This window comes from Pseudomonadota bacterium (assembly GCA_039024915.1).
Lineage (GTDB): Bacteria > Pseudomonadota > Alphaproteobacteria > Rhizobiales > MH13 > MH13.
Genome location: JBCCPK010000001.1, coordinates 534,343 through 557,918, shown reverse-complemented (window position 1 = coordinate 557,918; position 23,576 = coordinate 534,343). Strand labels below are relative to the sequence as shown.

Genomic DNA, 23,576 nt, shown 5'->3' with positions numbered 1-23,576 from the left:
TCAACCAACACGCAAGCTAGGAACGCTGCGCTCCCATCGCAAGACATGCTACCCGATTGTTGAAGGACGACGATGACCGCCCTTGCCATAAATGATGCCGACCCTGAGCTTTTTGATGCAGCGGCGCGCGCAAAAGCGTGGCCGTTCGAAGAAGCGCGAAAGCTCGTCAAACGTATCGAAAAGTCAGGTAAAACCGGGCCGGTGATCTTCGAAACCGGCTACGGCCCCTCCGGCCTGCCGCATATCGGAACATTCGGCGAAGTCGCGCGAACGACGATGGTGCGTCATGCGTTCGAAGTGTTGACGCAGGGCGCGGTTCCCACGCGGCTCATTGCCTTCTCCGATGACATGGACGGGATGCGCAAGATTCCCGCTAATGTGCCGAACCAAGAGATGCTAGCTGACCACCTTGGCAAGACCCTGACCGATGTGCCCAATCCGTTTGGTGGCACTGAGCCCAGCTTTGCGCACCACAATAATGCCAAGCTTCGCGCTTTTCTCGATGGGTTTGGCTTCGACTACGAGTTTGCTTCGGCCACCGAGTATTATCGTTCGGGTAAGTTCGATGAAATGCTCGTGCGCGCACTTGAGCGATACCAAAAGGTCATGGACATCATGCTGCCGACCCTCGGTGAGGAGCGGCGGTCCACCTATTCGCCAATTCTACCGATCTCTCCGACGTCAGGCCGTGTTCTGTACGTACCGATGAAGCAAGTCGATGCTGCGAATGCCACCGTTACGTTTGAAGACGAAGACGGGCGCGATGTCACGCTCGATGTGCGGGGCGGCAACGCCAAGCTTCAATGGAAGCCGGACTTCGGCATGCGCTGGGCGGCACTGGGCGTCGACTTCGAAATGTACGGCAAGGACCATCAGCCGAACACAGCGACCTACGACAGGATTTGTCGTGCGCTCGGCGGCACGCCTCCTGAGCATTACGTTTATGAATTATTCCTGGACGAAAGAGGCGAGAAAATCTCGAAAACGAAGGGGAACGGGATCACGATCGAAGAGTGGCTGTCCTATGCGTCACCGGAGAGCCTTGGACTGTTCATGTTCCAAAAGCCGCGCACGGCAAAGAGACTGCACTTTGATGTGATCCCGCGTGCAGTCGATGAGTATTTCCAGCATCTGGGCGCTTTCTCGCGCCAGACTGCGGATCAAAAGTTATCCAATCCGACCTACCACATCCACTCCGGATCGCCGCAACCCGTTCAATTGCCGGTTACATTCTCGATGCTGCTCAATCTCGCAAGCGCTGCGAATGCGCGCGATGAAGACGTTTTGTGGGGATACATCCAGCGCTACGCATCCGGCGTCCAAAAGGGCGATATCCCCGCCTTCGATGCTCTTGTTTCGTCCGCGGTTCGATACTTCGAGGAGCGCGTTGCTCCAAACAAGCGGTACCGCGCGCCAAGCGACGAAGAAAGACTCGCTCTCGTCGAGCTCGGCGAGAAGCTTGTTGCGCTTGAAGGAGCGGACGCCGCCGCAATCCAGGATGCGGTATATGATGTGGGTCGCTCGCGCTTTCCAGATCCTGCAAAGAAAGGACCGGATGGGGGGCCGGGTGTGTCGTTAGGCTGGTTCGCGGCGCTGTATCAAATCCTTCTTGGAGAGGAGAAAGGGCCTCGGTTCGGTTCATTTGTTGAGGTCTACGGCGTTACTGAGACGCGTGAACTGATCGAAAAAGCTCTCGCGGGCCAGTTAATCGCCAAAGCGTGAGCGTTCGCCGTTGAGCTGATGCTTCTCGCTTCTACCGGTCGATGAGTGCCCAAAGGCCAAGCCCTAACTCGCGTGCAGATCGCTCAGCTTCCTGCAGCTCTTCAGGGGCGCCCTCAGCGGCGTACGCCCATCCTTGCGCTATGACCCAACCGGCGAGGTCACTGTCGCCAATCTGGCAGGTCGTAACGTGGTCGTCGGCGGTATCGCTTCGGATACCAAGGATGCAATCAACGCGGCGCTGGCCAACGAAGCGCCGTACCGCAGTTCGGGCAAGCACGCTGCAAAGGGGCTGCCGGCCATCGCTCAATTGGCAGGTCAGATCCGGGTCCACTGCCTGCGTTCCCGAGAGGGTCACCATGCCCCGACGGGTATCAAGGCGGTTCGCGCTCTCCACGACCACGATACCAAGGTTCACCGGTCGGGGGGGCTCCACCGGAAGAGGTGGCGCCGGTAACCGTTCAACTCGGTCTCCCGGCTGGACGACGGGTTCGGCATCCGGGATGACCTGGCGGACCTCTGGAATGATTTCGGTCTGCACGTCGACGGGCGCATCGCCCTGAGTGCCGGTCTCAGGATCCGGTCTGCCCGACGCGAGTTGATCAGGTTCAGCGATCGTCGATTGTTCGCCTGGTGCCGTATCTGCTTCGATTTGCTCATCAGTTGCGGGGCTTGGACCCTCCACGTTCGGCGTCTCGGACGGCGTGTCACGGTCTGAGTACGTTATGGCGAACCACGATGCGCCCGCAAGCAGCACTGCAGCAACCAGTGCGCCAATACCTCGTAAGCTTGAGCGCTTACTGACTGGCCCAGATGATCCGTGCGATCCAGTCGATGGCATCCCTTTGGATCCTTCGATCATTATGCTCGGGATTGAACGAATGAAGGTCTACATAGTCCTTGGTTTGTCGCAACAACAACTTCGCCAAGACCTCGCCGTCATGTGTGCGCACCACGACGCGATCGCTCCGCCGCAACGCCGCGCCGGGGGAAACAACCAGAACGTCGCCTGCTCTGTACAGTGGCAACATGGAATCGCCATTGATTTCGAGGGCGAATGCTTGCGGATCCGTTGATCTGGGAACCTCGACGTAGTCCCACCCATGGCCGACTGGAAAACCAGCGTCATCGAAGTATCCGCCACTACCGGCTTGTACGAGACCCAGAAGTGGGACCCGCAAGCCATCGACACGAGGTGAGGGCTCCGATTGCCTTGCCTTCGTTTCCGGAGCTCTTTCAAGGCTCTGCGCAAAGCTGCCGAAGGTTTCACCGGTTACCGCTAGGACCTTGAAGACTGATTCTGTCGATGGCCAACGCGGCCGCCCGTCAGTGGCGTAGCGCTTGGATCTGTTGAACGCCGTCGCGTCGAGGCCTGCTCTGCGCGCAAGGCCTGATACAGACATGCCGTTGCGTTGAGCCAAAGCATCGATCGCAGACCAGATTTGATAGTGGGACATTTCGGGCCGGAAACGCTGCGTCAAAATAGGAAAATTTACCTATTTTCTACGTATACCCCTCAAGCCCGTCTACTGCCAAAAACGAGCATCAATTGCTGATACAATCAATACGAGTAGTCCCGTATCATTGCTTTTGCAGGCAGTTCTGTTGACACAAGGTGCCAATTCAAAGTCTGCCTTGACCGAGAGGGATCACGTTCCTAACCCTATCGACGGCCTTCGCAATCCGTCGGCCGGGGAAGCGGTAAGCGATGATCATCTTCAAGATCGAACAACTCAGTAAGTGGGCAGCAGCGCAGAAGGTGGGTGTCTATTCTGGAGCGCCGATAGACCTCGAAGATGGCTTCATTCACTTTTCGACTGCCCAACAGGTTGGAGAGACGCTGAGGAAGCATTTTTCCGGCCAATCAGGCCTCGCCCTGATCGCAGTGGATACAGACAAGCTTGGTGAAGCGCTTGTCTGGGAACCTTCACGCGGTGGTGCACTATTCCCCCATCTTTATGGGGATCTTATGATGGATGCTGTCCTTGGCAGTACGCCTATTGGCGATGATGGCCTGCTACCTGCGCGTCCTGAATGGGGCTTGCAATGAAGGGCATCGACCCATGGCCCCTCGCTAAAAAACTGGTGTTTACCAAACCGCCGGAAGACGCCCATGATCTGGCTTTGAGGGCGCTCGAACTGGGCTTGATGCGGCCCAGCCGCAAGGCGCGACTTTCCCGACCGGCGCTTCAGCGAAAGGTCGCTGGTCTTGTGTTCCCCAATCCGATCGGTGTCGCCGCGGGTTTTGATAAAAACGGGCGCGTGCCACTGCAGGTACTAAATCAGGGCTTTGGCTTTATCGAAGTCGGGACGGTTACCCCACGAGCCCAAGTCGGAAACCCCAAACCGAGGGTGTTCCGGCTGGTTGAAGATGAAGCACTGATCAACAGGCTTGGGTTCAACAATGAGGGCCTTGACGCGCTGGCCCATCGCCTTGCCAAACTGCCGCCAAAGGGCGGGCGTGCCGGGATGGTTGGAATCAACATCGGCGCTAACAAGGATTCCGATGATCGTGCCGCCGATTATGTAACAGGCGTTCGTCGGCTCGCGCAGCTTGGCGACTACATCACCATCAACGTTTCCTCACCCAACACCCCCGGTTTGCGCGACCTGCAGGGAAAAGGCGCGCTTGCGCATCTTCTCGATCAAGCCCTCGAAGCGCGAGAGAAAACCGTTGTCGCTGGTGAGACGTGTCCCTTGTTTGTGAAGATTGCACCTGATCTGGACGAGTCTGGGCTCTCAGATATTCTCGATGTCGTCGAGCGAAGTGACATCGATGGCCTTGTCGTGGCCAACACTAGCAACGCTCGTCCGAAAGGCCTTCGGTCGCCAGCCCGTGATCAGAGCGGCGGCCTTTCCGGCAAGCCGCTTTTTGAGCCGTCAACCGCCATGCTCCGCACTGTTAGGGAAAGGCTTGGCCGCACGAAGGCCCTGATTGGCGTTGGCGGTGTGGACGATGCTGAAAGTGCGCAAGCGAAGCTTGATGCGGGCGCAGACCTTGTTCAGCTTTACACCGGATATGTTTTTCGCGGTCCTGGCCTGATCGGCGATATTCTCGACGGTCTCGACACATCAGTTGAAGCAGCCTAAGGCTTCGACAACGACAGAACAGCCCACACGAGATTTGCAGTGGCACGCGATAGCGAAGACGCAACCCCGCTGGAGGGTCGCGAGGCGCTTGTGGCGTATCTGGCGGGCGGCGAAAAGCCGGCCTCCGAATTCCGCATTGGCACCGAGCACGAGAAATTCCCCTTCAACCATGAAGGCCACAGCCCCGTTCCGTACGAGGGTCCCCGCGGTATCGAGAAGCTCTTGACCGCCTTGCAACATCGCATTGGCTGGGAACCGATCCTCGATGATGGCCGTATCATTGGGCTTGCCGATGCAGACGGTGGGGGCGCGATCAGTCTCGAACCTGGTGGGCAGTTCGAGCTTTCCGGCGCGCCTCTGAAAACACTTCATGAGACGTGCTCTGAAGTGCATTCGCATCTCGCGCATCTGCGTGAGATTGCGGGCCCGCTGGGCATCGGATTCCTTGGCCTTGGCATGTCGCCGACCTGGTCGCTTGAGGAAACGCCGGTCATGCCGAAATCACGCTATGAGATCATGGCGCGCTACATGCCGAAAGTGGGCACGCGTGGCCTCGATATGATGTTTCGAACTGCGACCATTCAAGTGAACGTCGACTTCGAAAGCGAAGCCGATATGGTCGCGAAACTTCGCGTCGGTCTTGCGCTTCAACCGGTTGCGACGGCCCTGTTTGCCAATTCACCCTTCACCGATGGCAAGGTGAACGGTATGCAATCGGCACGGGCTCACATTTGGCTTGATACCGATAATGATCGCACAGGCGCTCTGCCTCAGGCTTTTGATGCCGACTTTGGATACGATGCCTACGTTGAGTGGGCGCTTGGCGTGCCAATGTATTTTATCAAGCGCGACGGGGCTTACCACGATGTCGCGGGATCCTCATTCCGTGATCTCCTCGCTGGTACGCACCGAGCACTTCCGGGCCAGCGGGCCACACTATCGGACTGGACAAACCATCTTTCGACGCTTTTCCCCGATGTGCGGCTTAAGCGCTTCCTGGAAATGCGTGGTGCCGACGGTGGCCCTTGGGCGCGCATATGTGCGCTCCCCGCTTTGTGGGTAGGCTTATTGTACGACCCAGACACGTTGAAACGGGCTGAAAGCCTTGCGATGGACCTGACCGCGGAAGAGCGGAAGGCAATACGTGACGGCGTTCCTGAGCTTGGACTTCGGACACCCTTTCGCGGCGGGACAGTGCGAGATTTGGCGAAGGAAGTCGTGGCGCTTGCGAAACAAGGCTTGCTTGCCCGTGGCGAGCTCAATGCATCCGGAAACGACGAAACCATCTTCCTCACAGCGCTGGAAGAGGTTGTCGAGACGGGAAAAAGTCCCTCAGATATCCTTCTTGACCACTATCACGCCTCTTGGGCGGGGGAACTCGATCCCGTGTTCAAGGACTTGGCTTACTGATCTCCGCGTACCCTTGCACATACATGGCACTAGGTATCCTCACCCAGCGCCCGCCAGCCTATATCGCGGCGGCAAAAGCCCTGCGGCCAATCGATTTGGTCGACGATTGTGTATGCCCGTTCGCGCGCCTGCACCAGCGTATCGCCGCGCGCGGTAATGCCGAGCACCCGGCCGCCGTTCGCCCGTAAAATGCCATCGGATCCGTGGGCGGTGCCTGCGTGGAAGATAGCGGCATCATCGTCGAGTTGGTCCGGCAGCCCGATGGCGCTGCCTTTGTCGTACGCTCCCGGATAGCCTTTGTTGGCCAGCACAACCGTCATAGCAGAACCCGACTTGAAGCGGATTGGTACCCGTCGCGCGTCCCCTTCAGCGCAGGCGAGCAGCAATGCACCGAGATCGCCATCGAATTGCATCATGAGCGCCTGACATTCGGGGTCTCCGAACCGCGTGTTGAATTCGATCAGCTTCGGTCCCTCATGTGTGATCATGAGGCCGGCGAAAAGAACCCCTTTGAAGGGCGTGCCCCTCGCTGACATCGCCGCAACGGCGGGGTGCACGATCTCGTTCATCGTTTGGGAGATAAGAGCTTCGGTCATGATCGGCGGAGGTGTGTAGGCACCCATACCTCCCGTGTTCGGCCCGGTGTCGCCTTCTCCGACGCGTTTATGGTCCTGCGCTGCCCCAAAGAAGACTGCCCTCTCACCGTCGCACAAAGCAAAGACGCTTGCTTCTTCGCCAACCAGACACTCTTCAATGACGACGCGTGCTCCCGCTTGCCCGAAGGCGCCATCGAAACATGCGCCGACGGCCTCCCGCGCCTCCTGCATGGTTTGCGCGACGGTGACACCTTTACCGGCTGCGAGCCCATCGGCTTTGATGACGATCGGTGCGTTTTGGTGCTCGACGTAAGCAAGCGCGGGATCGAGAGACTCGAAACTGGCATAGGCTGCCGTCGGTATCCCGGCCTCCTCACACAGTGTCTTGGTGAATGTTTTAGACCCTTCGAGCTGAGCGGCCTGCTTGCTTGGGCCAAAGGCGAGCGAGCCTGACGCTTCCAGATCATCGACCAACCCTGCAACCAGGGGTGCTTCGGGACCAATGACTGCTAGGTCAATTGCCTCAATCGCGCAAAAATCGGTGACCGCCTCAAAGTCGGTCACGTCCAGCTCAACGCTATTTGGGATTCCAGCGTTGCCCGGTGCACACCATAAATGGGTAACCGATGGTGAACGCTGTAACGCCCATATCAGCGCATGCTCCCGTCCTCCGCTGCCGATCACGAGCACTCGCATGCGCCTCTCCCAAGCTTGCAATTTACGCCGCAGGTTGCCACATCGCGGTGTCAAACACCCGAATGGCAGCCCGCACGGGGAGACCAAACATGTCCAACGCCGTCAACCGCTTCCTTGGTGGTTCACCACTTGCCGTTGCAATCAAGCTGGTGATCATTTCACTTTTGGTTGGCATCGTACTGTCGGCGCTAGGCATGACCCCTGCCACGGTCATCGAAGGCTTTTTCGGCTTTTTCGAGCGGATTTGGAACCTTGGCTTCGAGGCGTTTGGCGCTTTTGGCGATTGGCTCATCCTCGGTGCCACGCTCGTGATACCGATTTGGCTCGTCATGCGCATCCTCGACCGTGGCCGGAGCGGCTAGTAGCTTGGTCGCGTGCCTGAAAGGGTATCTGCCGGTCTTCGCGTCGGTGCATCAAACATACTCCCACATGACCTTGTGGATCGTCGCGTGGCGGATGCCCACACTGGGATGATCATCGGCATAACCGCCGCCGATTACCGCTGCGATCGGTACCCCACGGCAACGGGCGGCGTCGACAACGAAACGATCGCGGTCGATCAAGCCCTGGGTGGTTAGAGCGAGGCGGCCCAGTTTATCGTCCTTATGTGGATCGACGCCCGCATTGTAGAAGACGATGTCCGGGCCAAAGCCATCCATCGCGAGCGGGATCGCCGCACGGACCACATCAAGATAGTCGGAATCTGTCGTACCGTCGGCCAGCTCAACGTCGACACTGCTTCGAGCCTTTTCGGCTGGGTAGTTTGAGCGGGCGTGAACGGAAACGGTCCAGACACTGGGGTCGCCTTCAAAGATTCTCGCCGTCCCGTCGCCTTGATGCACATCGAGGTCGATGATGAGTGCCCGCTCGATGGCACCGTCTGCCTGCAAGGCTCGGACGGCGACAGCAACATCGTTGAAGACGCAAAAGCCCGCGCCATGCTCGAAGCGCGCATGATGGCTGCCGCCAGCGGTGTTCGCTGCGAGCCCGTGCTCAAGCGCTAGCTGGCCCGTTAGCACTGTCCCCGCGGTGGCAAGACGTCCACGTTTGCCGACCGAATGGGTCATGGGCAGGCCGATCTGTTTGGCGATGTGTGGGGGCACGCTGGCATGGTTCACCGCGTCTACATAGGCCGCATCATGGGCTAACGTCAGCCAGCCATGTGGTGCTTCGCGCGGCTCGAAATAGCCATTGGGAACGAGCCCCTCAGCCTGAAGATGGTCCGCCAGTGCGCCAAACTTCGCCATCGGGAAGCGATGCCTTTCCGGCATCTCCGCGACATACCCAATATGGTGCACGATCGGCAGGTAGGGGGATTGAACGGGTGTCTGCATTTAGCCCGATATAGGTCCTTGTTGAACGCGCGCAAACGGGCCTAAGCACGATCAATGGATCCCGCCGCGAAACCACCAACCAAGAAATCCGACTTCGCCGTCACAAATCGTGGCGTCTTCGCAATCGCAGCGCCGATGACGCTGGCGTTTGTGTCGACGCCGCTTGTTGGCTTGGCCGATACCTGGGCTGTCGGTCAGCTCGGTGACGCTGCCCTTGTTGGCGCCATCGCGGTGGGTGGGATCATCTTCGATGTCCTGTTCACGACAATGAACTTTCTTCGGTCCGGAACCACCGGCCTTGTGGCGCAAGCCTATGGTGCGGGCCAACCCGACCGTCAGCTCGCAGTCCTCCTGCGCGCGCTGCTGCTTGCGCTCGTGATCGGGATGGTGGCGTTGCTCGTCCAAGCGCCCTTTTTTGACTTGGCACTCGCCTTCCTTGGAGGATCAGCACGGGTGCAGGAAGCAGTCGGAATCTACTTTTCCGTCCGGATTCTGGCAGCCCCGATCAGCCTATCCAACTTCGTCGTACTAGGCTTCTTTTTGGGCCGTGGGGAGGCTCTGACGGGGCTGGCGATCCAAACCGTGCTCAACCTCACCAACGTGATCCTTAACGTTTACTTCGTCCTGGTTCTGGACCTCGGCGTCGCTGGTGTCGCCGCTGCGAGCATACTTGCTGAAGCGGTCGCGTTGTTGCTTGGCATTGTCCTGCTTGCCCGAAGGCTTCGGCGGTGGGCGTGGCCATCCCCAGCCGTCGTTTTCGATCGCGCTGAGCTTTGGCGAATGTTTGCGGTCAACCGGGACATCATGATTCGGTCATTTGCTTTGCTGTTTGCCTTTGCAACGTTCACACGGCTGTCCGCACAGCAGGGCGAAACCACGCTGGCGGCGAACGCGATCCTCGAGAAGTACTTCTTGCTCGCTAGCTACTTTCTCGATGGTCTGGCGACGGCCGCCGAACAGATTGTCGGTCGCGCAATTGGTGCTGGGGTGCGTCAGCAGTTTGTGCGAGCGGTCAAGCTCTGCGCGCTTTGGTCCGGTATTCTTGCTGCTTGCGCGACGGTCCTGTTTCTGCTCGCCGGCGATCTGGTCCTGACCACAATGACGACCGCACAGGATGTGCGCGAACTTGGCTCACACTATCTGGTATTTGCGGCGTTGACGCCGGTGATTGGCGCGGCTGCGGTTGTCCTTGATGGCGTCTTTATCGGGGCCACTTGGTCACGCGACATGCGAAACATGATGCTCGTGTCGCTCGCCGTATTTCTGGGCTTGGCCTACGTTCTGACCCCGTTGGCTGGCAATACTGGGCTTTGGATCAGCCTACTGGCTTTTTTAGGGATGCGCGGCGTGACGTTGGGCGCAATCCTACCCAGACGTTTGAATGCGACGCTACCCGGTCCTGCCTAGCGGCCAGTGCCCGTGCGCGCTTGCCTCACTGTCCACGCATTTCCGCTCGGTGCAGCTGCAGGTGAGCTGTGTGCTGCGCCATAGGCCGGACTGGCCGGCACGCCTTGGGTAGGATTGATGCCCGAGACAAAGCGATCGGACCGTTGCGCGCTGGTGACTTCCTCGTCACGGTTTTGCTTCAACCTGTCCATCGCGCTCGACATGCGTTCCTTCAGGCCATCGGAGGTGTAGCGCCACTGCTGAATGACACCGGTCAGGATTTCATCATCGGCCTGATCGTGCGCCCAATGCTCTGTAAATGCTGCCGTGTTGCCACGTGGCAGTGCATCCGAAGGCAGCTGATCGAGGACGATCCTTGAAGGCAGGTTGACCGCCTCACCGAACACAATAGCTTCGCGGGTTCCAAGCATTGGCAGAGCGTTCAGAAGCACATGGCTGGCGTCTGCAAGCGCCGATCCAATGATTGTTTGGTCTCGCTCGTTTGCCAAACGCATGGCGAAAACTGTCGAGCATTGCGAGAGGATTGTAGGGTCGAGGTCTGCCGGTCGCTGGCTCACCACGCACAACGACGCGCCATATTTACGGCCCTCTTTTGCGATGCGCGCAATCGATCGCTTTGTGGGCTCAAAACCCTGATTTGACTGTGCTGGGACGTAGCGGTGCGCCTCTTCACAGACAAAGGTAATGGGCAATCGTCCCTCGCTATAGATCGCCAGATCGAACGCGAGCCGCGCCAAGACCGAAACGAGAACGTTAATCACCTCGCTCGGTAGGCCCATGAGCCCGATAACGGTTATAGGCTTGCCGGCCACAGGCACCCGAAAGAGCTGTTGCAGCATGCTTTTCAGCGAGTCTTGAACAGCAAAGCTGCCAAACATGAAACCGAAGCGTGGATCTTGCGTCACGGTCGCAATCCGCGCCTTGAGACGACGGTAGACATTGAGATCGCGCTGTTTCTCAAGTTTGCCCATCTCTTCGTCGATCATGGCGATAAGGTCTGCCATGCGATACGGCAAAGGGACGTCGACGCTGAACCGTTCTCGGCCAAGGCGGGACTTCGCGCTGCTGAGCCGTATGGAAGCGTGTTCGTCGGCGCCAGCCAGCGCAAACTGCCGCTTCGCCGCGGGGATAAGTTCACGAAGAACCTCGACTTCCTCAGCACTTTCGGCCTTGCTGCCCAGAAGAACCTCTACAACCTCCTCGAAGGTCAAACACCAGTAAGGCAGGTTCAGCTTATGGAGGGGAACGTGTTCCGCTTGCTGACCAAAGCAGCTTGCGTACTCATTGTGCGGGTCTAGAAGCACAATATGCGCATGCGGGTGCCGTTCGAGCACGCGCCGAAGCAGCAGAGCAACGGTGCACGACTTACCGGTCCCGGTCGAGCCGACGATCGCAAAGTGCTTGCCCAGCATCTCGTCGATTTCCACAGCCGCCGGAACGGTTGGATCTTGGTGGATTTTTCCAACTGTGATGGCCGTTGAATTGTCCTGTCGATTAATCAACGACAGGCCATCATGGCTGATCATGTGAATCTGATCGCCCAGGCGTGGCGCGACCGAAACGCCGCGGCGAAAGACCGTCGGGTTTCCATCTGCATCAGGAAGTAACTCACCGACAAGCTCAATGTCCGCGACGCCGGCAATTGCTACGCCGGGACGGGACGACATGCTTTCCGGGACGTGCATCCCGACAATCTGAGCGATGGCGATGGCGTAGCCTGTTCGGATGGTAACAAACGCGCCCAGAGTGGCCGCATGTGCGGCGGTTCCATCCATGATGATTTGCGCACGGGTCCCATTGATGGAGCGCAAGGTGCCGATGCAATGCTCGGAAACCGGCTGTGGTAAGCTTTTTGGGACTGGTGCTGGGGCCTGCGCTGGTGCCGATACGGCGATCGCTGGCTTGTAAGGAAACGGGGCGTCTTGCATTGCTGCACCGGCCAATACTGATCTCAGGTTTTGCAGAGCAATACAGTTGCGGGCGTTGTCGCTTCCTTACTTAAGCTTGGCTATCATGCTGGGTGGTTAAGTAATCTTTCCAATCTCCGGAGACTGATTGTACCAAAGTGAGCGCAGCCACAGCTGCCGTTTCCGCGCGTAAAATTCTTGGACCAAGGGAGAGCGTCACATGGCCAGGCAGGCTGGTGACACGATGGCGTTCTTCGGCAGAGAAGCCACCTTCTGGCCCAATAAGTACAGCGATCGGACTTCCTCTGATGGTGCGAAGGTGATCCACCGTTTCAGAGAGGTCCGCTCGTTCATCGCAGAAAACCAACGTCCGATTGCTCTCTGAAAGATCGCTGATTGCGTCGTCGAGCGATGTTATCTCAGCCAAGCTTGGCGGCGCGAGAACGCCGCATTGTTCCGCGGCTTCAATGATGATGGCTCGCAGCTTGTCGCTCCTCACTGCTGAATGCTGGGTATGTTCAGTCCGAACCGGCACAAGGTAACCAGTGCCCATTTCCACCGCCTTCTCGACGAGCAGTTGCATCCGCTCTCGTTTGATAGGCGCAAACAGCAGCCACAGATCATTTGCTTGCGGCTGGATCCTTGTCTGCTGCTGGATGGATAGCGAACCGGCTCGCTTGGAGCGTCTTTCGACCTTTGCGTGCCACTCACCATCCCTGCCGTTAAAGACCAGCAGATCGCTTCCAGATTGCATTCGCAAAACGGTCAGCAGATAGTGCGCGTGCTTATCACTCAGATCGATAACCGTGCCCTCGCCAAGCGGCGCATCGACAAACAGGCGTTGGGTTCTGAAATCCACACCAGTGGGCATGGTCGGTCCTCTGAAGTTGATCTGGGTGACTTGCCCCGAATCGGCGCGCAGAGCATGTTTCGCCGATGGAAGCAGCGACAACCAACACGCCAGAATACTCCGTCAGCGAGATTTCGACCGCCGTCAAGCGAACGGTTGAGGACGCCTTCGGCTACGTTCGCGTGCGCGGTGAGCTTGGTCGAGTGAGCCGACCGGCCTCCGGCCATATTTATACCGACCTCAAGGATGACCGCGCCGTGCTCTCGGCTGTTATGTGGAAGGGCACGGCGAATAAACTGACCTTCAAACCCGAAGAGGGCCTTGAGGTCATCGCAACTGGCCGTCTGACCACATTTCCCGGGCAGTCACGCTACCAACTTGTCGTTGATCGCATAGAGCCCGCCGGTATTGGCGCTCTGATGAAGCTGCTTGAAGAACGCCGCCGTACGCTGGCAGCCGAGGGGTTGTTCGATGAGCAGCGTAAGCGCCCCTTACCATTCCTGCCGAAAACCGTTGGCGTTGTCACATCGCCAACCGGGGCGGTCATCCGGGATATTCTGCATCGTCTGTCCGATCGTACGCCGGTCCACGTATTGGTCTGGCCTGTTCGGGTTCAAGGTGAGACAAGCGCAAAGGAAGTGACGCGCGCGATCGAGGGCTTCAACGCGCTCGATACAGACGGCCCCGTTGCCCGTCCCGATGTATTGATTGTCGCGCGGGGCGGCGGCTCGCTCGAGGATCTGTGGAGCTTTAACGAGGAAAACGTCGCGCGCGCCGCAGCGGCGAGCGCCATTCCTCTTGTTTCAGCGGTTGGTCACGAGACCGACTGGACCTTGATCGACTACGCTGCGGACGTGCGTGCGCCGACCCCGACCGGTGCTGCGGAAATGGTCGTTCCTGTCAAAGCCGACCTCATCGTTGCGACCGATGATCTTGGCCGGCGACTGGTCGCCTCGACTTTACGGGGGATCGAAGGTCGTCGCCGAGATGCGCGCAGTCTTGCCCGTGCGCTTCCGAAACTGGAGAACCTCGTCAACGGACCGCGCCAAAGGCTTGATGCCGCGACCTTGCGTCTTGCGCATGCTCTGAAGAGCGGCACCATCCGGAATCGCGGCCGGTATGACGGCGTCGCATCTAGGGTGACACCAAGGCTTGTGCTTATGGGCCTCCAAGAGCGCCGCAAGAGCCTTCGAAACGTCGATCAGCGTTTGCAGCGCGCACGGACAAATCTGCTTGCGGTCAAGACAGAATCCCTGCGCAGCGTCGCCCGGCAGCTTTCACCACGCTCTATCGAGCGCCGCGCAGTTGATGGGAGAAAGCACTTGGCGCTAGCCGCGCGGCGTCTCGCCAGAAGTATTGGCGTTTTGCAGGCACGCAAACGCGATCATTTAACTCAGCGCGCGCAACTGCTCGATGCCTTCAACTATCGCAACGTGTTGACCCGCGGATTTGCTGTTGTTCGGGATAACACGGGAGCCCCCATACGTTCGGTTCAAGCCCTCGATCAGGCAGGCGTCTTCGCGGTCGAGTTGGCTGATGGGCATCGCGAAGCATCGCTCGTATCCAGCGACAAGGCCGAGCGGGCAAAACCGGCTCGCACGAAGCGGGTTGTGGACGCTCGGCCGACACCCAAACAGGAAACGTTGTTCGATTAGCTTTACGCGGGCCGTAACAGGTAGTCGTCGATGAGGGTCCGCGCGATCGCGAGGTTGGGCGGTATTGATGTCAGCCCATCCTCCCGGGGGTTACGAGCGATGGTGGCTAACTCGCTCGGCGAAAACCAATGCGCTTCGGCGAGCTCAGCTTCATCGAGTACAACGTCGCGGGCCAAGGCGTGTGCCTCAAACCCCGTCATTAGGGTCGAGGGAAAAGGCCAGGGTTGCGAACACCGGTAAGCGACGTGACCCAAGGGGATACCCACCTCTTCAAGGACCTCTCGCCTGACCGCGTCTTCAAGGGTTTCGCCGCCCTCCACAAAGCCCGCCAGACAGGAAAACATGCCCGGGGGGAATCGTTCTTGACGGCCGAGCAGGACATCGCCCGTTTGCGGGTCAATGATGTTGACGATCACCACCGGGTCGGTGCGCGGAAAATGGAGCGCACCGCAGACCGTACAGGAGCGTCGCCAGCCCGCCTGCTCGTTCTGGGTCAGGCCGCCGCATTTCGCGCAGAACCGGTGTCTCACATGCCAGCCCGTCAGGGACGCTGCTTCGGCAAGGATGCCGAGATGATGATCGAGGATCGGAAAAAGCTCGGCAAACGGGCGCAAGGGCTGCTGGCTTGGAGGCGTTGTCGCCAGCCCACCAACATCGGACGTCGACTCCGAGGGCTTCAGTGCATACGCGAAAACGGGACCGATCTCATCCTCGCCACAAAACACCCGGGTCTGCGGATCGGCGTCCTTGCTCAGAAACTCCTGGTAAAGCCCCTTTGGCTCACGCGCGCCCTCGACCAAAGCGGACCCATCAAACACGATGAAGCGCGCCTTGCTCTCCAACATCGCCAGGAAGTCGGTATCGTCGCGTCTGTCGCCATGTCGATTGAGTCGATTGCCGGAAAAACCAGTCTGTGCAGACAGGTCTTGACGAGGCAGACCAGCAAAGAGTGCTGCCAGATTCCGTTCCGTCATAACGGCGTCCAACCGGTGTCGACGAGGGCTGTGCGGACGTCATTTGCCCATCTGGGCAGGTCTTCTAAAGGTTCTGGCTCTCCAACCCCCCAAACAGGTCCCGGCCATGCCTCGTCGGTCTTGAACCGCGCGATGATGTGGATATGCAGTTGGCGCACCACATTTCCCAGGCTGGCAATGTTCAACTTGTCGCAGCCGGTGGCGGACCGAAGTTCAAGACTAACCGATCGCACGTCGGCCATGGCCGCGGTCTGGTCTGCATCGCTAAGGTCGACCAGGTCCGCGAGATCGCCTTGCGTTGGAACGTAAATCACCCATGGGAAGCGGCCGTCGCGATTGACAAGCAGCAGGCCACAGGACGTTTCACAAAGTAGGATGGTCTCGGTTTCCAGGCGCGGATCGAGACGAAAAGGCGATGTCATGGGCCGCTGACTTAGGCGTGATCGTTGCCGCCGTCCAGAGGCTTGATCCATTCGCGCCATCGCTCTGGACATCACTTCTCGTGCATACGATATAGGTATTGGGAGGCTGGCGGCGGACGTGCCACTCGCCAACCGGGTCAGGTCCGAGAGGAAGCAGCCCCAACGAGATTCCGGTGCGGGTCATCGTTCAGTCTCCCACCCATTCGCACCGCCCGTGACTCGACAAAGGCAGCCATGCGCATGGCCGACAGCCTAACCGATGGCAGCACAGACAACGCACGCGTGCGTCCTGAAGAGGGTGGATACACAGTTCTTGCGCGCAAGTACCGGCCCACGCGTTTCAAGGATTTGATCGGGCAAGAGCCGATCGTTCAAACGCTCCGGAATGCGTTTGACACGGGCCGGATTGCACAAGCTTACATCCTGACCGGGGTTCGCGGGGTCGGCAAAACGACGACGGCCCGCATTCTGGCGCGGGGCCTCAACTTCGAATCGACCGATGGCGGCGGTGCGCCCACGGTCGACCTCGAAACGATGGGAGTCCATTGCCAGGCCATCATGGAAGGCCGCCATATCGACGTCATTGAGATGGATGCCGCCTCTCACAATGGCGTCGACGACATTCGCGAGATCATTGATGCCGCGCGCTATGCACCTGTTTCCGCGCGCTTCAAAGTGTACCTTCTTGATGAGGTGCACATGCTGTCGAAGGCGGCGTTCAACGCTCTTTTGAAGACCTTGGAAGAGCCACCTCAGCACGTGAAATTCATCTTTGCTACGACTGAAATCGGCAAGGTACCGGTCACCATCTTGTCGCGCTGTCAGCGGTTCGATCTGCGTCGGATCGAAATGGACGCGATGGTCGGTCATTTGGAGGCGGTCGTAACAGCCGAGGGAGCATCTGCCGAACCGGCCGCGCTTCACCTTATTGCTCGCTCCTCCGAAGGCTCTGTCAGGGATGCGCTTTCACTCCTGGACCAAGCGATCGCACACACCGGCGCAGACGCGGACAGGCCTGTCAGCGCCGCGGCGCTCTTGCGGCTTTTCAACCTTGCCGATCAGAGTGCGACACTCGATCTGTTTGAAGCCGTCATGAAAGGTCAAATCGATACCGCGCTGGGCGCTCTAGCGGCGGCATATGCCAGGGGAACAGACCCGGCAGGCTTGATCGGAGACCTTGCGGAGATGATCCACGCGGCGACCCGGCTCAAAGTCTTGCCGGAAGTGCCGTCGCCTTCTTTGACGCCCGATAGCCTTGAACGGCTGAGGCCGATAGCTGAAGCCTTGTCGATGCGCGTCCTTTCGCGAGCGTGGCAAATCCTCCTAAAGGGCCTCGATGAGATTACCCGTGCACCCAAGCCGCTTATCGCCGCTGAGATGATCCTTGTTCGCCTTGCTTATGCAGCCGATCTGCCGACGCCCGACGACGTTTTGCGCAAACTCTCAAGTGAGATAACAACGGCGGGCGTAGACGCAGCAGCGGGCAATACCGGTCCAGCGACTACCCGCAGCAGTGAGAAACGCGAACCTTTCCACGTTCCGCCAAAATCTAACGGTGATGGCGGCATGCTGGGGCAATCCGGATCGCTTGGTTTGGTGCCGTCGCCGAGCCCTATGGGCGAGAACCCAGTTCCGGTTGAAACTGTCGCCGAGGCAGCCCCGCAACCGGTCAAGATACGTGACCTTGATGCCCTGATTGGATTGGCTCAGACGAACGGAAACGTTGCGCTACCTCCGCTCATTCGAGCCTATGTACGCCCCGTCACCTTTGGTGACAATGCAATCGAAATTGGGTTGGCTGACGGGGCGCCAAGGGGCTTTGCGGGAGATCTTTCCGCCGCTTTGCAAGCGTGGACAGGGTCACGCTGGATGGTGTCGGTCCGGTCGGATGCGCAATCGCAGACGCTTAACGAGATTGCCCAAGAACGTGCCGACGCCGCGCGGCTCGATGCCCATCAACATCCGGCAGTCAAGGCTGTTGTGGACGCCTTTCCCGGTGCACAGATCACGCAGGTCCGCCAGCTGGGAAAGCAGACAGAGGCGGAGGTTGAGCCCAAGTCTGGCTCCGTAGAGGCATCCGATCTGCCCATAGATTCCGACGAACATGATGAGGAGACCCCGCCATGGACATCATGAAAATGATGAAACAGGCCAAGTCCATGCAGGATAAGATGCAGGAGATGCAGGCAGAGCTCGCTGAGCAGACCGTTGAGGGCAGCTCGGGCGGCGGCATGGTCACGCTGACGATGAGCGGCAAGAACGATCTGACGGGACTGAAGATCGATCCGTCGCTGCTTGTTGCCGACGAAGCTGAGATCCTGGAAGACCTGATCATCGCAGCGCATAACGATGCAAAAGCTAAGGTCGAAGCGATGATGGCTGAGAAGACCGGCGAGATGATGCAAGGTATGGGCCTGCCGCCGGGTATGAAGCTGCCGGGCATGTGATCAACGCCTTCGGACAACGCGATGACAGACCACACGGTCGGCCCAGAGATCGAGCGCTTGATCCAACTTCTGGCAAAGCTGCCGGGGTTAGGTCCACGCTCCGCGAGACGGGCGGCGCTCCACCTCATCAAGCGCAAAGATCAGCTGTTGGGGCCGCTGGCTGAAGCCATGGTGACGGCGTATGACCGCGTTGTAGAGTGCGAAAACTGCGGCAATATTGACACAACCAGTCCCTGCAGCATTTGCACGGATCCCAAGCGCGAAGCCGCGCAACTGGTTGTGGTTGAGGATGTCTCAGACTTGTGGGCACTCGAGCGTGCCAACGCGCTGAAGGGGGTTTATCACGTGCTTGGAGGCGTGCTCTCGCCTCTTGATGGCGTCGGGCCGGAGCAATTGTCGATCGATAAGTTGATAGACCGTGCCAGTCAGTCGTCAGTCAGAGAAGTGGTGCTTGCCATCAATGCGACTGTAGAGGGCCAGACGACAGCGTTCTATCTCACCGATCGTTTGGCACCGTGCGGTGTCACCGTGACCCGGCTTGCACATGGGGTTCCTGTTGGGGGAGAGCTCGACTACCTTGACGAGGGTACACTGGCGGCCGCGATGCGTGCCCGTTCACCGCTTCAGGCCCAGGAGTAAAACCTAAAATCAGGATGCTGAACTGCGGCGCTTCGATAGGGGCAGTTTCGGCGCGATAGACGGATCGCTATCCCGATCGTCTTCAAAACGGTTTGCCAGTGTATCCTGGACGGCGCGTACCGCTGGCTTGGTATCGGACGCAATAACGCGAACCGGTTTGCCCGTTGGCACAGCCTTTTTGGGAGCCTCTGAAACTGGCTGCGCCGCTTTCTCTGGCTGAACATCAAGGTTGCCGATCCGATCGCCGCGTTTCACGATCTTACCGGTTGAGGTCTGGATTTGCTCGATATCGCGCTGAGCCTGACCAAAGTGGGTCGACAGTTTTGAGACGCGCTCATCAAGCCGTACGATGTCATCGACGAGCTTGCCGACCTCATCCTGAATAAGATGCGCTTGTTCACGCAGGCGCGCATCCCGCAGGACCGCCTGCACGACCTGAATGGAGAGCGTCAGTAATGAGGGAGACACGATAACAACGCGCTGACGCGCAGCTTTCTGGACGACATCTTCGAAGCGCTCATGCAAATCGGCAAAGATCGATTCCGACGGTACAAACATGAACGCGGTCTCGTGCGTTTCCCCCGGAATGAAGTATTTGGAGACAATGTCTCCCACATGATTGGCAATGTCGCCGCGAAACGCTTTTGCTGCCTGCGCAATAGCGGCTTCGTCGGTCGCCTGCCGCATCGCCGTCCAACCCTCCAGAGGGAACTTCGCATCGACGACCAGACTTGGCGCGCCGTTCGGTAGAAAAACCACACAGTCCGGCCGTGTCCCATTCGACAGGGTGTGCTGGAAGGCGTACGCCCCCCGCGGCAGGGCATCTTGGACGATGGCTTCCATCCGACCTTGCCCATAGGCACCGCGGGTCTGTTTGTCCTTAAGAACCGTCTGCAGCTCGATGACACCCTGGCTCAGCTCGGTGATGTTCTTTTGCGCCGTATCGATTGCGGCCAACCGCTCGTGCAGTGTCGTGAGCGTTTCGTGGGTGTTGTGGCTCTGTTGCGCCAGGGACTGACCAAGACGATGACCCAGCCGCTCCATGCGCTCAGACATGACCCGGGTCAGCTCCGCCTGCCGGTGACCAAGCATTTCGGACATGGATTGAACGCGACCGGTGAGTTCCGTTTGCGCAGCGGACATCACCTTGATCTGTTCGTTCAAAACCGCCTTTTCGGCCTCGGCCTGATGCTCGATCCTGCGAGCCTTTGCTCGTAGTGTCACAATCGTGGCGAACAGGACCAGCGCAAGCAAAATGACGAGAGACAAGGCAAACCAACCCACGCTCGCCAGCGTGATTGGCAGGCCACCAAGAACGAACAGAACAGCGTCAAACTCAATCTGCAATCGAAGGCCCGCCTTTGAGAGTGCGCAGCGATGGCTGCTTGCGAATCACTCTTGCTAGATTGCATCGGCTTTTGTCAGCCGCAAACCCTCCGGGACGCTGCCACCGGGGATTGGCTTTCGCTGCTATGCTTGACCGGTCAACCAGCGCTGATTAATTCCTCTCCATGGCACTTCGAGACATTCTTATTCTGCCCGACAAGCGTCTCTATGAGATTTCCAAACCGGTGACCGAAATCACCGATGAGATCAGGAGACTGGTCGATGATATGTATGAAACGATGTATGAGGCGCCCGGCATCGGGTTGGCGGCTATACAGGTCGGTGTGCCACTGCGTATCGTTGTGACCGATTGTTCTCCGCGTGAGGAAGACGCTGAGCCGCTAACGCTGATCAACCCCGAAATTCTCGAGCTATCGGGCGAACCAATCCCTTATGAGGAAGGCTGCCTTTCCATCCCGGATTATTACGAGGAGATCAGCCGCCCACCGAACGCAAAGGTTCGGTACATGGATCTCGAAGGGAATTCGCACGAACGGGATGTTGCCGGTTTATTGTCGACGTGCATCCAACATGAGGTGGATCACCTCGATGGAAAGCTGTTCATCGATTACCTCTCCGCATTTAAGCGCTCGCGGGTGGTCAGCAAATTCAAAAAACAGGCCCGATTGAGGGAAAAGCTAGCGAGCTAAATCTGCCCCCGTGACCTTCAGGGCTAGACTGTTTGGCGGCCTTACTTCGAGCCTGATCGCAAGGTGGCGGGCAAGACCGCGCGGGGCAGCGAGCTGGCAAGGTCCGCCTCGGCCTCCGCACGAGCGTCACCTTCTGTGCTTTGATCGTCAACAGATGCAGATCTCGCGGACCCGCCGTTACGAGCGGACTTCACTTTGGCGGATGGCGGCCTTCCGCGCCGCGTCGGCGTTGGATCATAGGCCCGAATGCGTGCTTGGATACTCTCCCAGTCGCCATCTCGAAGCGTCTGCAACTCGTAAGCTGCCTGCAGGTTCATCCAAAGCTCTGGTTTCGTGTCGAAATATTCCGCCAGCCGCATCGCAGTGTCTGCAGTGACGGCGCGTTCACCCGCGACGAGAGCCGCTATACGGCTGACGGGCACGTCGATATCCCGTGCAAGCCGGTTCTGGGAGATATTCAGAGGCTTGAGAAACTCCTCAAGCAGCAGAATTCCAGGGTGAATCGCATCGCTTTTTTTCATGCCGCCAAGCCTATTCTCCCGAGCGGTACAGGGCAAAGAGAATGGAAGGCGTTAGTTAGTCGGTAAGGTTAAGCCGAGTTACTAGTCAAAACGATCGCCTTTCAGGGATTGATCCTGCCCAACGATGGCTTTGTGAAGGCGAAGCTTCGTGTGCAACAGCACCATAAGAAGACCGGTCTGGCGAGGCATCTAAGACATGCTCCTTTAACAGAGATCATGACACGCTGTTGCCTGCCGCTCGGCGGAGTGTTCCGGTCATTGTGCGGCGAGCATCGCCTCATCGAAAGCGGCAGCGATCAGCTGGCGGGTATACTCTTGTTTCGGTTTCTCGAAGATCGCCCGTCTGTCTCCAGCCTCGACGACTTTGCCATCTTTCATAACGAGGATCGTGTGTGAGAGCGCCTGCACAACTTTCAAGTCATGCGAGATAAACAGATACGCCAGATTATGCTTCTGTTGGATATCCCGCAGCAGATCAACAACTTGTGCCTGAACGCTCATATCAAGTGCTGAAGTCGGCTCATCAAGCAAGATAACCCGCGGCTTTAAAACCAACGCGCGCGCAATTGAAATACGCTGACGTTGTCCGCCGGAAAATTCATGCGGGTAGCGAAAGCGTGTATCGGGGTCGAGCCCGACCTCTTCGAGTGCATGGACCACAGCTGCGTCGCGTTCGCTGTCCGTCATGGTCGGATGGTGGATAAGCAGACCCTCTTCAATGATGTCCGAGACCGACATTCGGGGCGAAAGAGAGCCGTAAGGGTCCTGAAAGACGACTTGCAACTCTGAGCGAAGCGGCATCATCTGCTTACGTTTGAAGTCTGTGATGTCGGTTCCGCGGAAGCGGATAGCGCCTTGGGAATCGGTCAGGCGTAACAGTGCGAGCCCAAGCGTGGTCTTGCCCGAACCAGACTCGCCAACGATACCCAAGGTTTCGCCTTGGCGGATCACGACATCGATCCCATCAACCGCCTTGATGTGCCCAGTTGTTCGCTTGAACAGTCCAGTCTTGATCGGAAACCAGACCTTGAGGTTGTCCGCTTTAAGCGCGATCTCTGACGGATCAGGATTTGTCTTTGGGGCACCGGAAGGTTCGGTCGATATCAGCATTTTGGTGTAGGGATGCTGTGGGTCGTGGAACACATCGGAGACCGCACCCCGCTCAACTACCTTGCCGCCCTGCATGACATTGACGCGCTTGGCGAGGCGCCGAACGATGCCCAAGTCATGGGTGATGAAAAGCATGGCCATGCCGATTTCGGCTTGCAGCTCAACCAGCAGGCGAAGAATTTGCGCCTGCACCGTTACGTCCAAAGCCGTCGTCGGTTCATCGGCAATCAGCAGCTTTGGCTTGTTGGCGAGGGCCATCGCGATCATCACACGCTGGCGTTGCCCGCCTGATAACTCGTGCGGATAGGCTTTCAAACGACGCTCTGCATCGCGAATACCTACACGATCAAGCAGTTCCAAGGTGCGAACTCGGGCTGCCTCATCCCGCATTCCTTGGTGAACCTTCAGGACTTCACTGACTTGCCGTTCAACGCTGTGTAGCGGGTTCAGTGACGACATCGGCTCCTGAAATATCATCGAGATCGCGTTTCCGCGGACACCACGCAGCGTCTTATCGTCGGCACCTAACAGTTCAGCGCCGTCAAATTGTATCGAGCCCGTCGGGTGCGAGGCTGCCGGATAGGGGAGCAATTGCAAAACTGACAACGCAGAAACCGACTTGCCCGAGCCCGATTCCCCGACGAGCGCGACCGTTTCACCGGCATGCACGTCGAAGTCCACGCCGTGTACAACCTGATTGGTTTCCCCAGCCGATTTGAAGGCGACACCAAGATCGCGAACGGATAAAATAGGCTGGCTCATC

General features: G+C 58.4%; 22 protein-coding genes and 1 other RNA gene. 12 read left to right on the top strand and 11 right to left on the bottom strand.

Features of this window, described 5'->3' with window-relative positions; all coding sequences use genetic code 11:
* The first annotated feature begins 72 nt into the window (after positions 1-72).
* Positions 73-1,722, top strand: coding sequence for a lysine--tRNA ligase (locus tag AAF739_02655; protein MEM6381549.1), 1,650 nt, complete (start codon positions 73-75; stop codon positions 1,720-1,722).
* Positions 1,723-1,753: 31 nt separating this feature from the next.
* Here AAF739_02655 and AAF739_02650 read toward each other — a convergent pair whose 3' ends face one another.
* Positions 1,754-2,560 carry a hypothetical protein gene (locus AAF739_02650; GenBank protein ID MEM6381548.1) on the bottom strand — a complete coding sequence of 269 codons (807 nt, stop codon included), beginning with the start codon at positions 2,558-2,560 and terminating at the stop codon, positions 1,754-1,756.
* Positions 2,517-3,176 carry a helix-turn-helix transcriptional regulator gene (locus AAF739_02645; protein MEM6381547.1) on the bottom strand — a complete coding sequence of 220 codons (660 nt, stop codon included), beginning with the start codon at positions 3,174-3,176 and terminating at the stop codon, positions 2,517-2,519. Before AAF739_02645 ends, AAF739_02650 begins: the two co-directional genes overlap by 44 nt.
* Before the next feature lie 251 nt (positions 3,177-3,427).
* Between AAF739_02645 and AAF739_02640 the strand changes: the two genes are divergently transcribed.
* Genes AAF739_02640 through AAF739_02630 form a run of 3 tightly spaced genes read left to right on the top strand, consistent with a single transcriptional unit; the run spans position 3,428 to position 6,219 of the window.
* Positions 3,428-3,769: a DUF952 domain-containing protein gene (locus tag AAF739_02640; GenBank protein MEM6381546.1), complete on the top strand. Its 342-nt coding sequence runs from the start codon at positions 3,428-3,430 to the stop codon at positions 3,767-3,769.
* Positions 3,766-4,809, top strand: a complete 1,044-nt coding sequence (locus AAF739_02635) for a quinone-dependent dihydroorotate dehydrogenase (protein MEM6381545.1) — start codon at positions 3,766-3,768, stop codon at positions 4,807-4,809. The genes AAF739_02640 and AAF739_02635 overlap by 4 nt, the downstream gene beginning before the upstream one ends.
* A gap of 39 nt (positions 4,810-4,848) precedes the next feature.
* Positions 4,849-6,219, top strand: coding sequence for a glutamate--cysteine ligase (locus AAF739_02630; GenBank protein ID MEM6381544.1), 1,371 nt, complete (start codon positions 4,849-4,851; stop codon positions 6,217-6,219).
* A 29-nt stretch (positions 6,220-6,248) separates the two neighbouring features.
* On the opposite strand, the gene purD is transcribed toward AAF739_02630, so the two are convergent.
* Positions 6,249-7,511, bottom strand: coding sequence for a phosphoribosylamine--glycine ligase (gene purD, locus AAF739_02625; GenBank protein ID MEM6381543.1), 1,263 nt, complete (start codon positions 7,509-7,511; stop codon positions 6,249-6,251).
* 89 nt (positions 7,512-7,600) lie between these two features.
* Between purD and AAF739_02620 the strand changes: the two genes are divergently transcribed.
* A complete protein-coding gene (locus AAF739_02620; GenBank protein MEM6381542.1) occupies positions 7,601-7,873 on the top strand; it encodes a DUF6460 domain-containing protein in 273 nt (90 codons plus the stop codon).
* A 51-nt stretch (positions 7,874-7,924) separates the two neighbouring features.
* Here AAF739_02620 and AAF739_02615 read toward each other — a convergent pair whose 3' ends face one another.
* Positions 7,925-8,845 carry a histone deacetylase gene (locus tag AAF739_02615; protein ID MEM6381541.1) on the bottom strand — a complete coding sequence of 307 codons (921 nt, stop codon included), beginning with the start codon at positions 8,843-8,845 and terminating at the stop codon, positions 7,925-7,927.
* A 54-nt stretch (positions 8,846-8,899) separates the two neighbouring features.
* Here AAF739_02615 and AAF739_02610 point away from each other — a divergent pair, with 54 nt between their 5' ends.
* Complete coding sequence (locus AAF739_02610) at positions 8,900-10,252, top strand: MATE family efflux transporter (GenBank protein ID MEM6381540.1); 1,353 nt, start codon at positions 8,900-8,902, stop codon at positions 10,250-10,252.
* Here the strand turns inward: AAF739_02610 and AAF739_02605 are convergent.
* Together AAF739_02605 and AAF739_02600 are read right to left on the bottom strand one after the other, a co-directional pair.
* Complete coding sequence (locus tag AAF739_02605) at positions 10,249-12,180, bottom strand: DUF87 domain-containing protein (GenBank protein MEM6381539.1); 1,932 nt, start codon at positions 12,178-12,180, stop codon at positions 10,249-10,251. The two genes, AAF739_02610 and AAF739_02605, sit on opposite strands and share 4 nt — an antisense overlap.
* A 70-nt stretch (positions 12,181-12,250) precedes the next feature.
* Positions 12,251-13,030 (bottom strand): 16S rRNA (uracil(1498)-N(3))-methyltransferase, encoded by a 780-nt coding sequence (locus AAF739_02600; GenBank protein ID MEM6381538.1) that lies wholly within the window; start codon positions 13,028-13,030, stop codon positions 12,251-12,253.
* A gap of 65 nt (positions 13,031-13,095) precedes the next feature.
* Between AAF739_02600 and xseA the strand changes: the two genes are divergently transcribed.
* Complete coding sequence (xseA, locus tag AAF739_02595; protein MEM6381537.1) at positions 13,096-14,664, top strand: exodeoxyribonuclease VII large subunit; 1,569 nt, start codon at positions 13,096-13,098, stop codon at positions 14,662-14,664.
* Between the two features lie 2 nt (positions 14,665-14,666).
* Here xseA and nudC read toward each other — a convergent pair whose 3' ends face one another.
* Together nudC and AAF739_02585 are read right to left on the bottom strand one after the other, a co-directional pair.
* On the bottom strand, positions 14,667-15,638 hold the full coding sequence (gene nudC / locus AAF739_02590; protein ID MEM6381536.1) for an NAD(+) diphosphatase: 972 nt from the start codon (positions 15,636-15,638) through the stop codon (positions 14,667-14,669).
* On the bottom strand, positions 15,635-16,060 hold the full coding sequence (locus AAF739_02585; protein MEM6381535.1) for an HIT family protein: 426 nt from the start codon (positions 16,058-16,060) through the stop codon (positions 15,635-15,637). Before AAF739_02585 ends, nudC begins: the two co-directional genes overlap by 4 nt.
* A 101-nt stretch (positions 16,061-16,161) precedes the next feature.
* On the opposite strand from AAF739_02585, the gene ffs reads away from it, so the two are divergent.
* The 4 genes from ffs to recR all read left to right on the top strand — a co-directional run bounded on the left by ffs (position 16,162) and on the right by recR (position 19,146).
* An RNA gene (ffs, locus tag AAF739_02580) (signal recognition particle sRNA small type) lies at positions 16,162-16,259 on the top strand.
* A 41-nt stretch (positions 16,260-16,300) separates the two neighbouring features.
* Positions 16,301-18,196 (top strand): DNA polymerase III subunit gamma/tau, encoded by a 1,896-nt coding sequence (locus AAF739_02575; GenBank protein MEM6381534.1) that lies wholly within the window; start codon positions 16,301-16,303, stop codon positions 18,194-18,196.
* Positions 18,184-18,507 carry a YbaB/EbfC family nucleoid-associated protein gene (locus AAF739_02570; GenBank protein MEM6381533.1) on the top strand — a complete coding sequence of 108 codons (324 nt, stop codon included), beginning with the start codon at positions 18,184-18,186 and terminating at the stop codon, positions 18,505-18,507. Before AAF739_02575 ends, AAF739_02570 begins: the two co-directional genes overlap by 13 nt.
* A gap of 21 nt (positions 18,508-18,528) precedes the next feature.
* Positions 18,529-19,146 (top strand): recombination mediator RecR, encoded by a 618-nt coding sequence (recR, locus tag AAF739_02565; GenBank protein MEM6381532.1) that lies wholly within the window; start codon positions 18,529-18,531, stop codon positions 19,144-19,146.
* A 9-nt stretch (positions 19,147-19,155) separates the two neighbouring features.
* On the opposite strand, the gene rmuC is transcribed toward recR, so the two are convergent.
* Complete coding sequence (rmuC, locus tag AAF739_02560; protein ID MEM6381531.1) at positions 19,156-20,493, bottom strand: DNA recombination protein RmuC; 1,338 nt, start codon at positions 20,491-20,493, stop codon at positions 19,156-19,158.
* A 164-nt stretch (positions 20,494-20,657) separates the two neighbouring features.
* On the opposite strand from rmuC, the gene def reads away from it, so the two are divergent.
* The gene (def, locus tag AAF739_02555; GenBank protein MEM6381530.1) at positions 20,658-21,182 is read left to right on the top strand and encodes a peptide deformylase; all 525 of its coding nucleotides are present in this window, start codon (positions 20,658-20,660) and stop codon (positions 21,180-21,182) included.
* 41 nt (positions 21,183-21,223) lie between these two features.
* Here the strand turns inward: def and AAF739_02550 are convergent, their stop codons facing one another.
* Positions 21,224-21,703: a HigA family addiction module antitoxin gene (locus AAF739_02550; GenBank protein ID MEM6381529.1), complete on the bottom strand. Its 480-nt coding sequence runs from the start codon at positions 21,701-21,703 to the stop codon at positions 21,224-21,226.
* Positions 21,704-21,958: 255 nt separating this feature from the next.
* Positions 21,959-23,575, bottom strand: a complete 1,617-nt coding sequence (locus AAF739_02545; GenBank protein ID MEM6381528.1) for an ABC transporter ATP-binding protein — start codon at positions 23,573-23,575, stop codon at positions 21,959-21,961.
* Between the last annotated feature and the right edge of the window lies 1 nt (position 23,576).

What these genes read in the sequence shown, in the direction of transcription:
- AAF739_02655 (MEM6381549.1), top strand. Translation starts at nt 73, where the DNA reads ATGACCGCCCTTGCCATAAATGATGCCGACCCTGAGCTTTTTGATGCA.
- AAF739_02650 (MEM6381548.1), bottom strand. Translation starts at nt 2,560, where the DNA reads ATGCCATCGACTGGATCGCACGGATCATCTGGGCCAGTCAGTAAGCGC.
- AAF739_02645 (MEM6381547.1), bottom strand. Translation starts at nt 3,176, where the DNA reads ATGTCCCACTATCAAATCTGGTCTGCGATCGATGCTTTGGCTCAACGC.
- AAF739_02640 (MEM6381546.1), top strand. Translation starts at nt 3,428, where the DNA reads ATGATCATCTTCAAGATCGAACAACTCAGTAAGTGGGCAGCAGCGCAG.
- AAF739_02635 (MEM6381545.1), top strand. Translation starts at nt 3,766, where the DNA reads ATGAAGGGCATCGACCCATGGCCCCTCGCTAAAAAACTGGTGTTTACC.
- purD (MEM6381543.1), bottom strand. Translation starts at nt 7,511, where the DNA reads ATGCGAGTGCTCGTGATCGGCAGCGGAGGACGGGAGCATGCGCTGATA.
- AAF739_02620 (MEM6381542.1), top strand. Translation starts at nt 7,601, where the DNA reads ATGTCCAACGCCGTCAACCGCTTCCTTGGTGGTTCACCACTTGCCGTT.
- AAF739_02615 (MEM6381541.1), bottom strand. Translation starts at nt 8,845, where the DNA reads ATGCAGACACCCGTTCAATCCCCCTACCTGCCGATCGTGCACCATATT.
- AAF739_02610 (MEM6381540.1), top strand. Translation starts at nt 8,900, where the DNA reads ATGGATCCCGCCGCGAAACCACCAACCAAGAAATCCGACTTCGCCGTC.
- AAF739_02605 (MEM6381539.1), bottom strand. Translation starts at nt 12,180, where the DNA reads ATGCAAGACGCCCCGTTTCCTTACAAGCCAGCGATCGCCGTATCGGCA.
- AAF739_02600 (MEM6381538.1), bottom strand. Translation starts at nt 13,030, where the DNA reads ATGCCCACTGGTGTGGATTTCAGAACCCAACGCCTGTTTGTCGATGCG.
- xseA (MEM6381537.1), top strand. Translation starts at nt 13,096, where the DNA reads ATGGAAGCAGCGACAACCAACACGCCAGAATACTCCGTCAGCGAGATT.
- nudC (MEM6381536.1), bottom strand. Translation starts at nt 15,638, where the DNA reads ATGACGGAACGGAATCTGGCAGCACTCTTTGCTGGTCTGCCTCGTCAA.
- AAF739_02585 (MEM6381535.1), bottom strand. Translation starts at nt 16,060, where the DNA reads ATGACATCGCCTTTTCGTCTCGATCCGCGCCTGGAAACCGAGACCATC.
- AAF739_02575 (MEM6381534.1), top strand. Translation starts at nt 16,301, where the DNA reads ATGGCCGACAGCCTAACCGATGGCAGCACAGACAACGCACGCGTGCGT.
- AAF739_02570 (MEM6381533.1), top strand. Translation starts at nt 18,184, where the DNA reads ATGGACATCATGAAAATGATGAAACAGGCCAAGTCCATGCAGGATAAG.
- recR (MEM6381532.1), top strand. Translation starts at nt 18,529, where the DNA reads ATGACAGACCACACGGTCGGCCCAGAGATCGAGCGCTTGATCCAACTT.
- def (MEM6381530.1), top strand. Translation starts at nt 20,658, where the DNA reads ATGGCACTTCGAGACATTCTTATTCTGCCCGACAAGCGTCTCTATGAG.
- AAF739_02550 (MEM6381529.1), bottom strand. Translation starts at nt 21,703, where the DNA reads ATGAAAAAAAGCGATGCGATTCACCCTGGAATTCTGCTGCTTGAGGAG.
- AAF739_02545 (MEM6381528.1), bottom strand. Translation starts at nt 23,575, where the DNA reads ATGAGCCAGCCTATTTTATCCGTTCGCGATCTTGGTGTCGCCTTCAAA.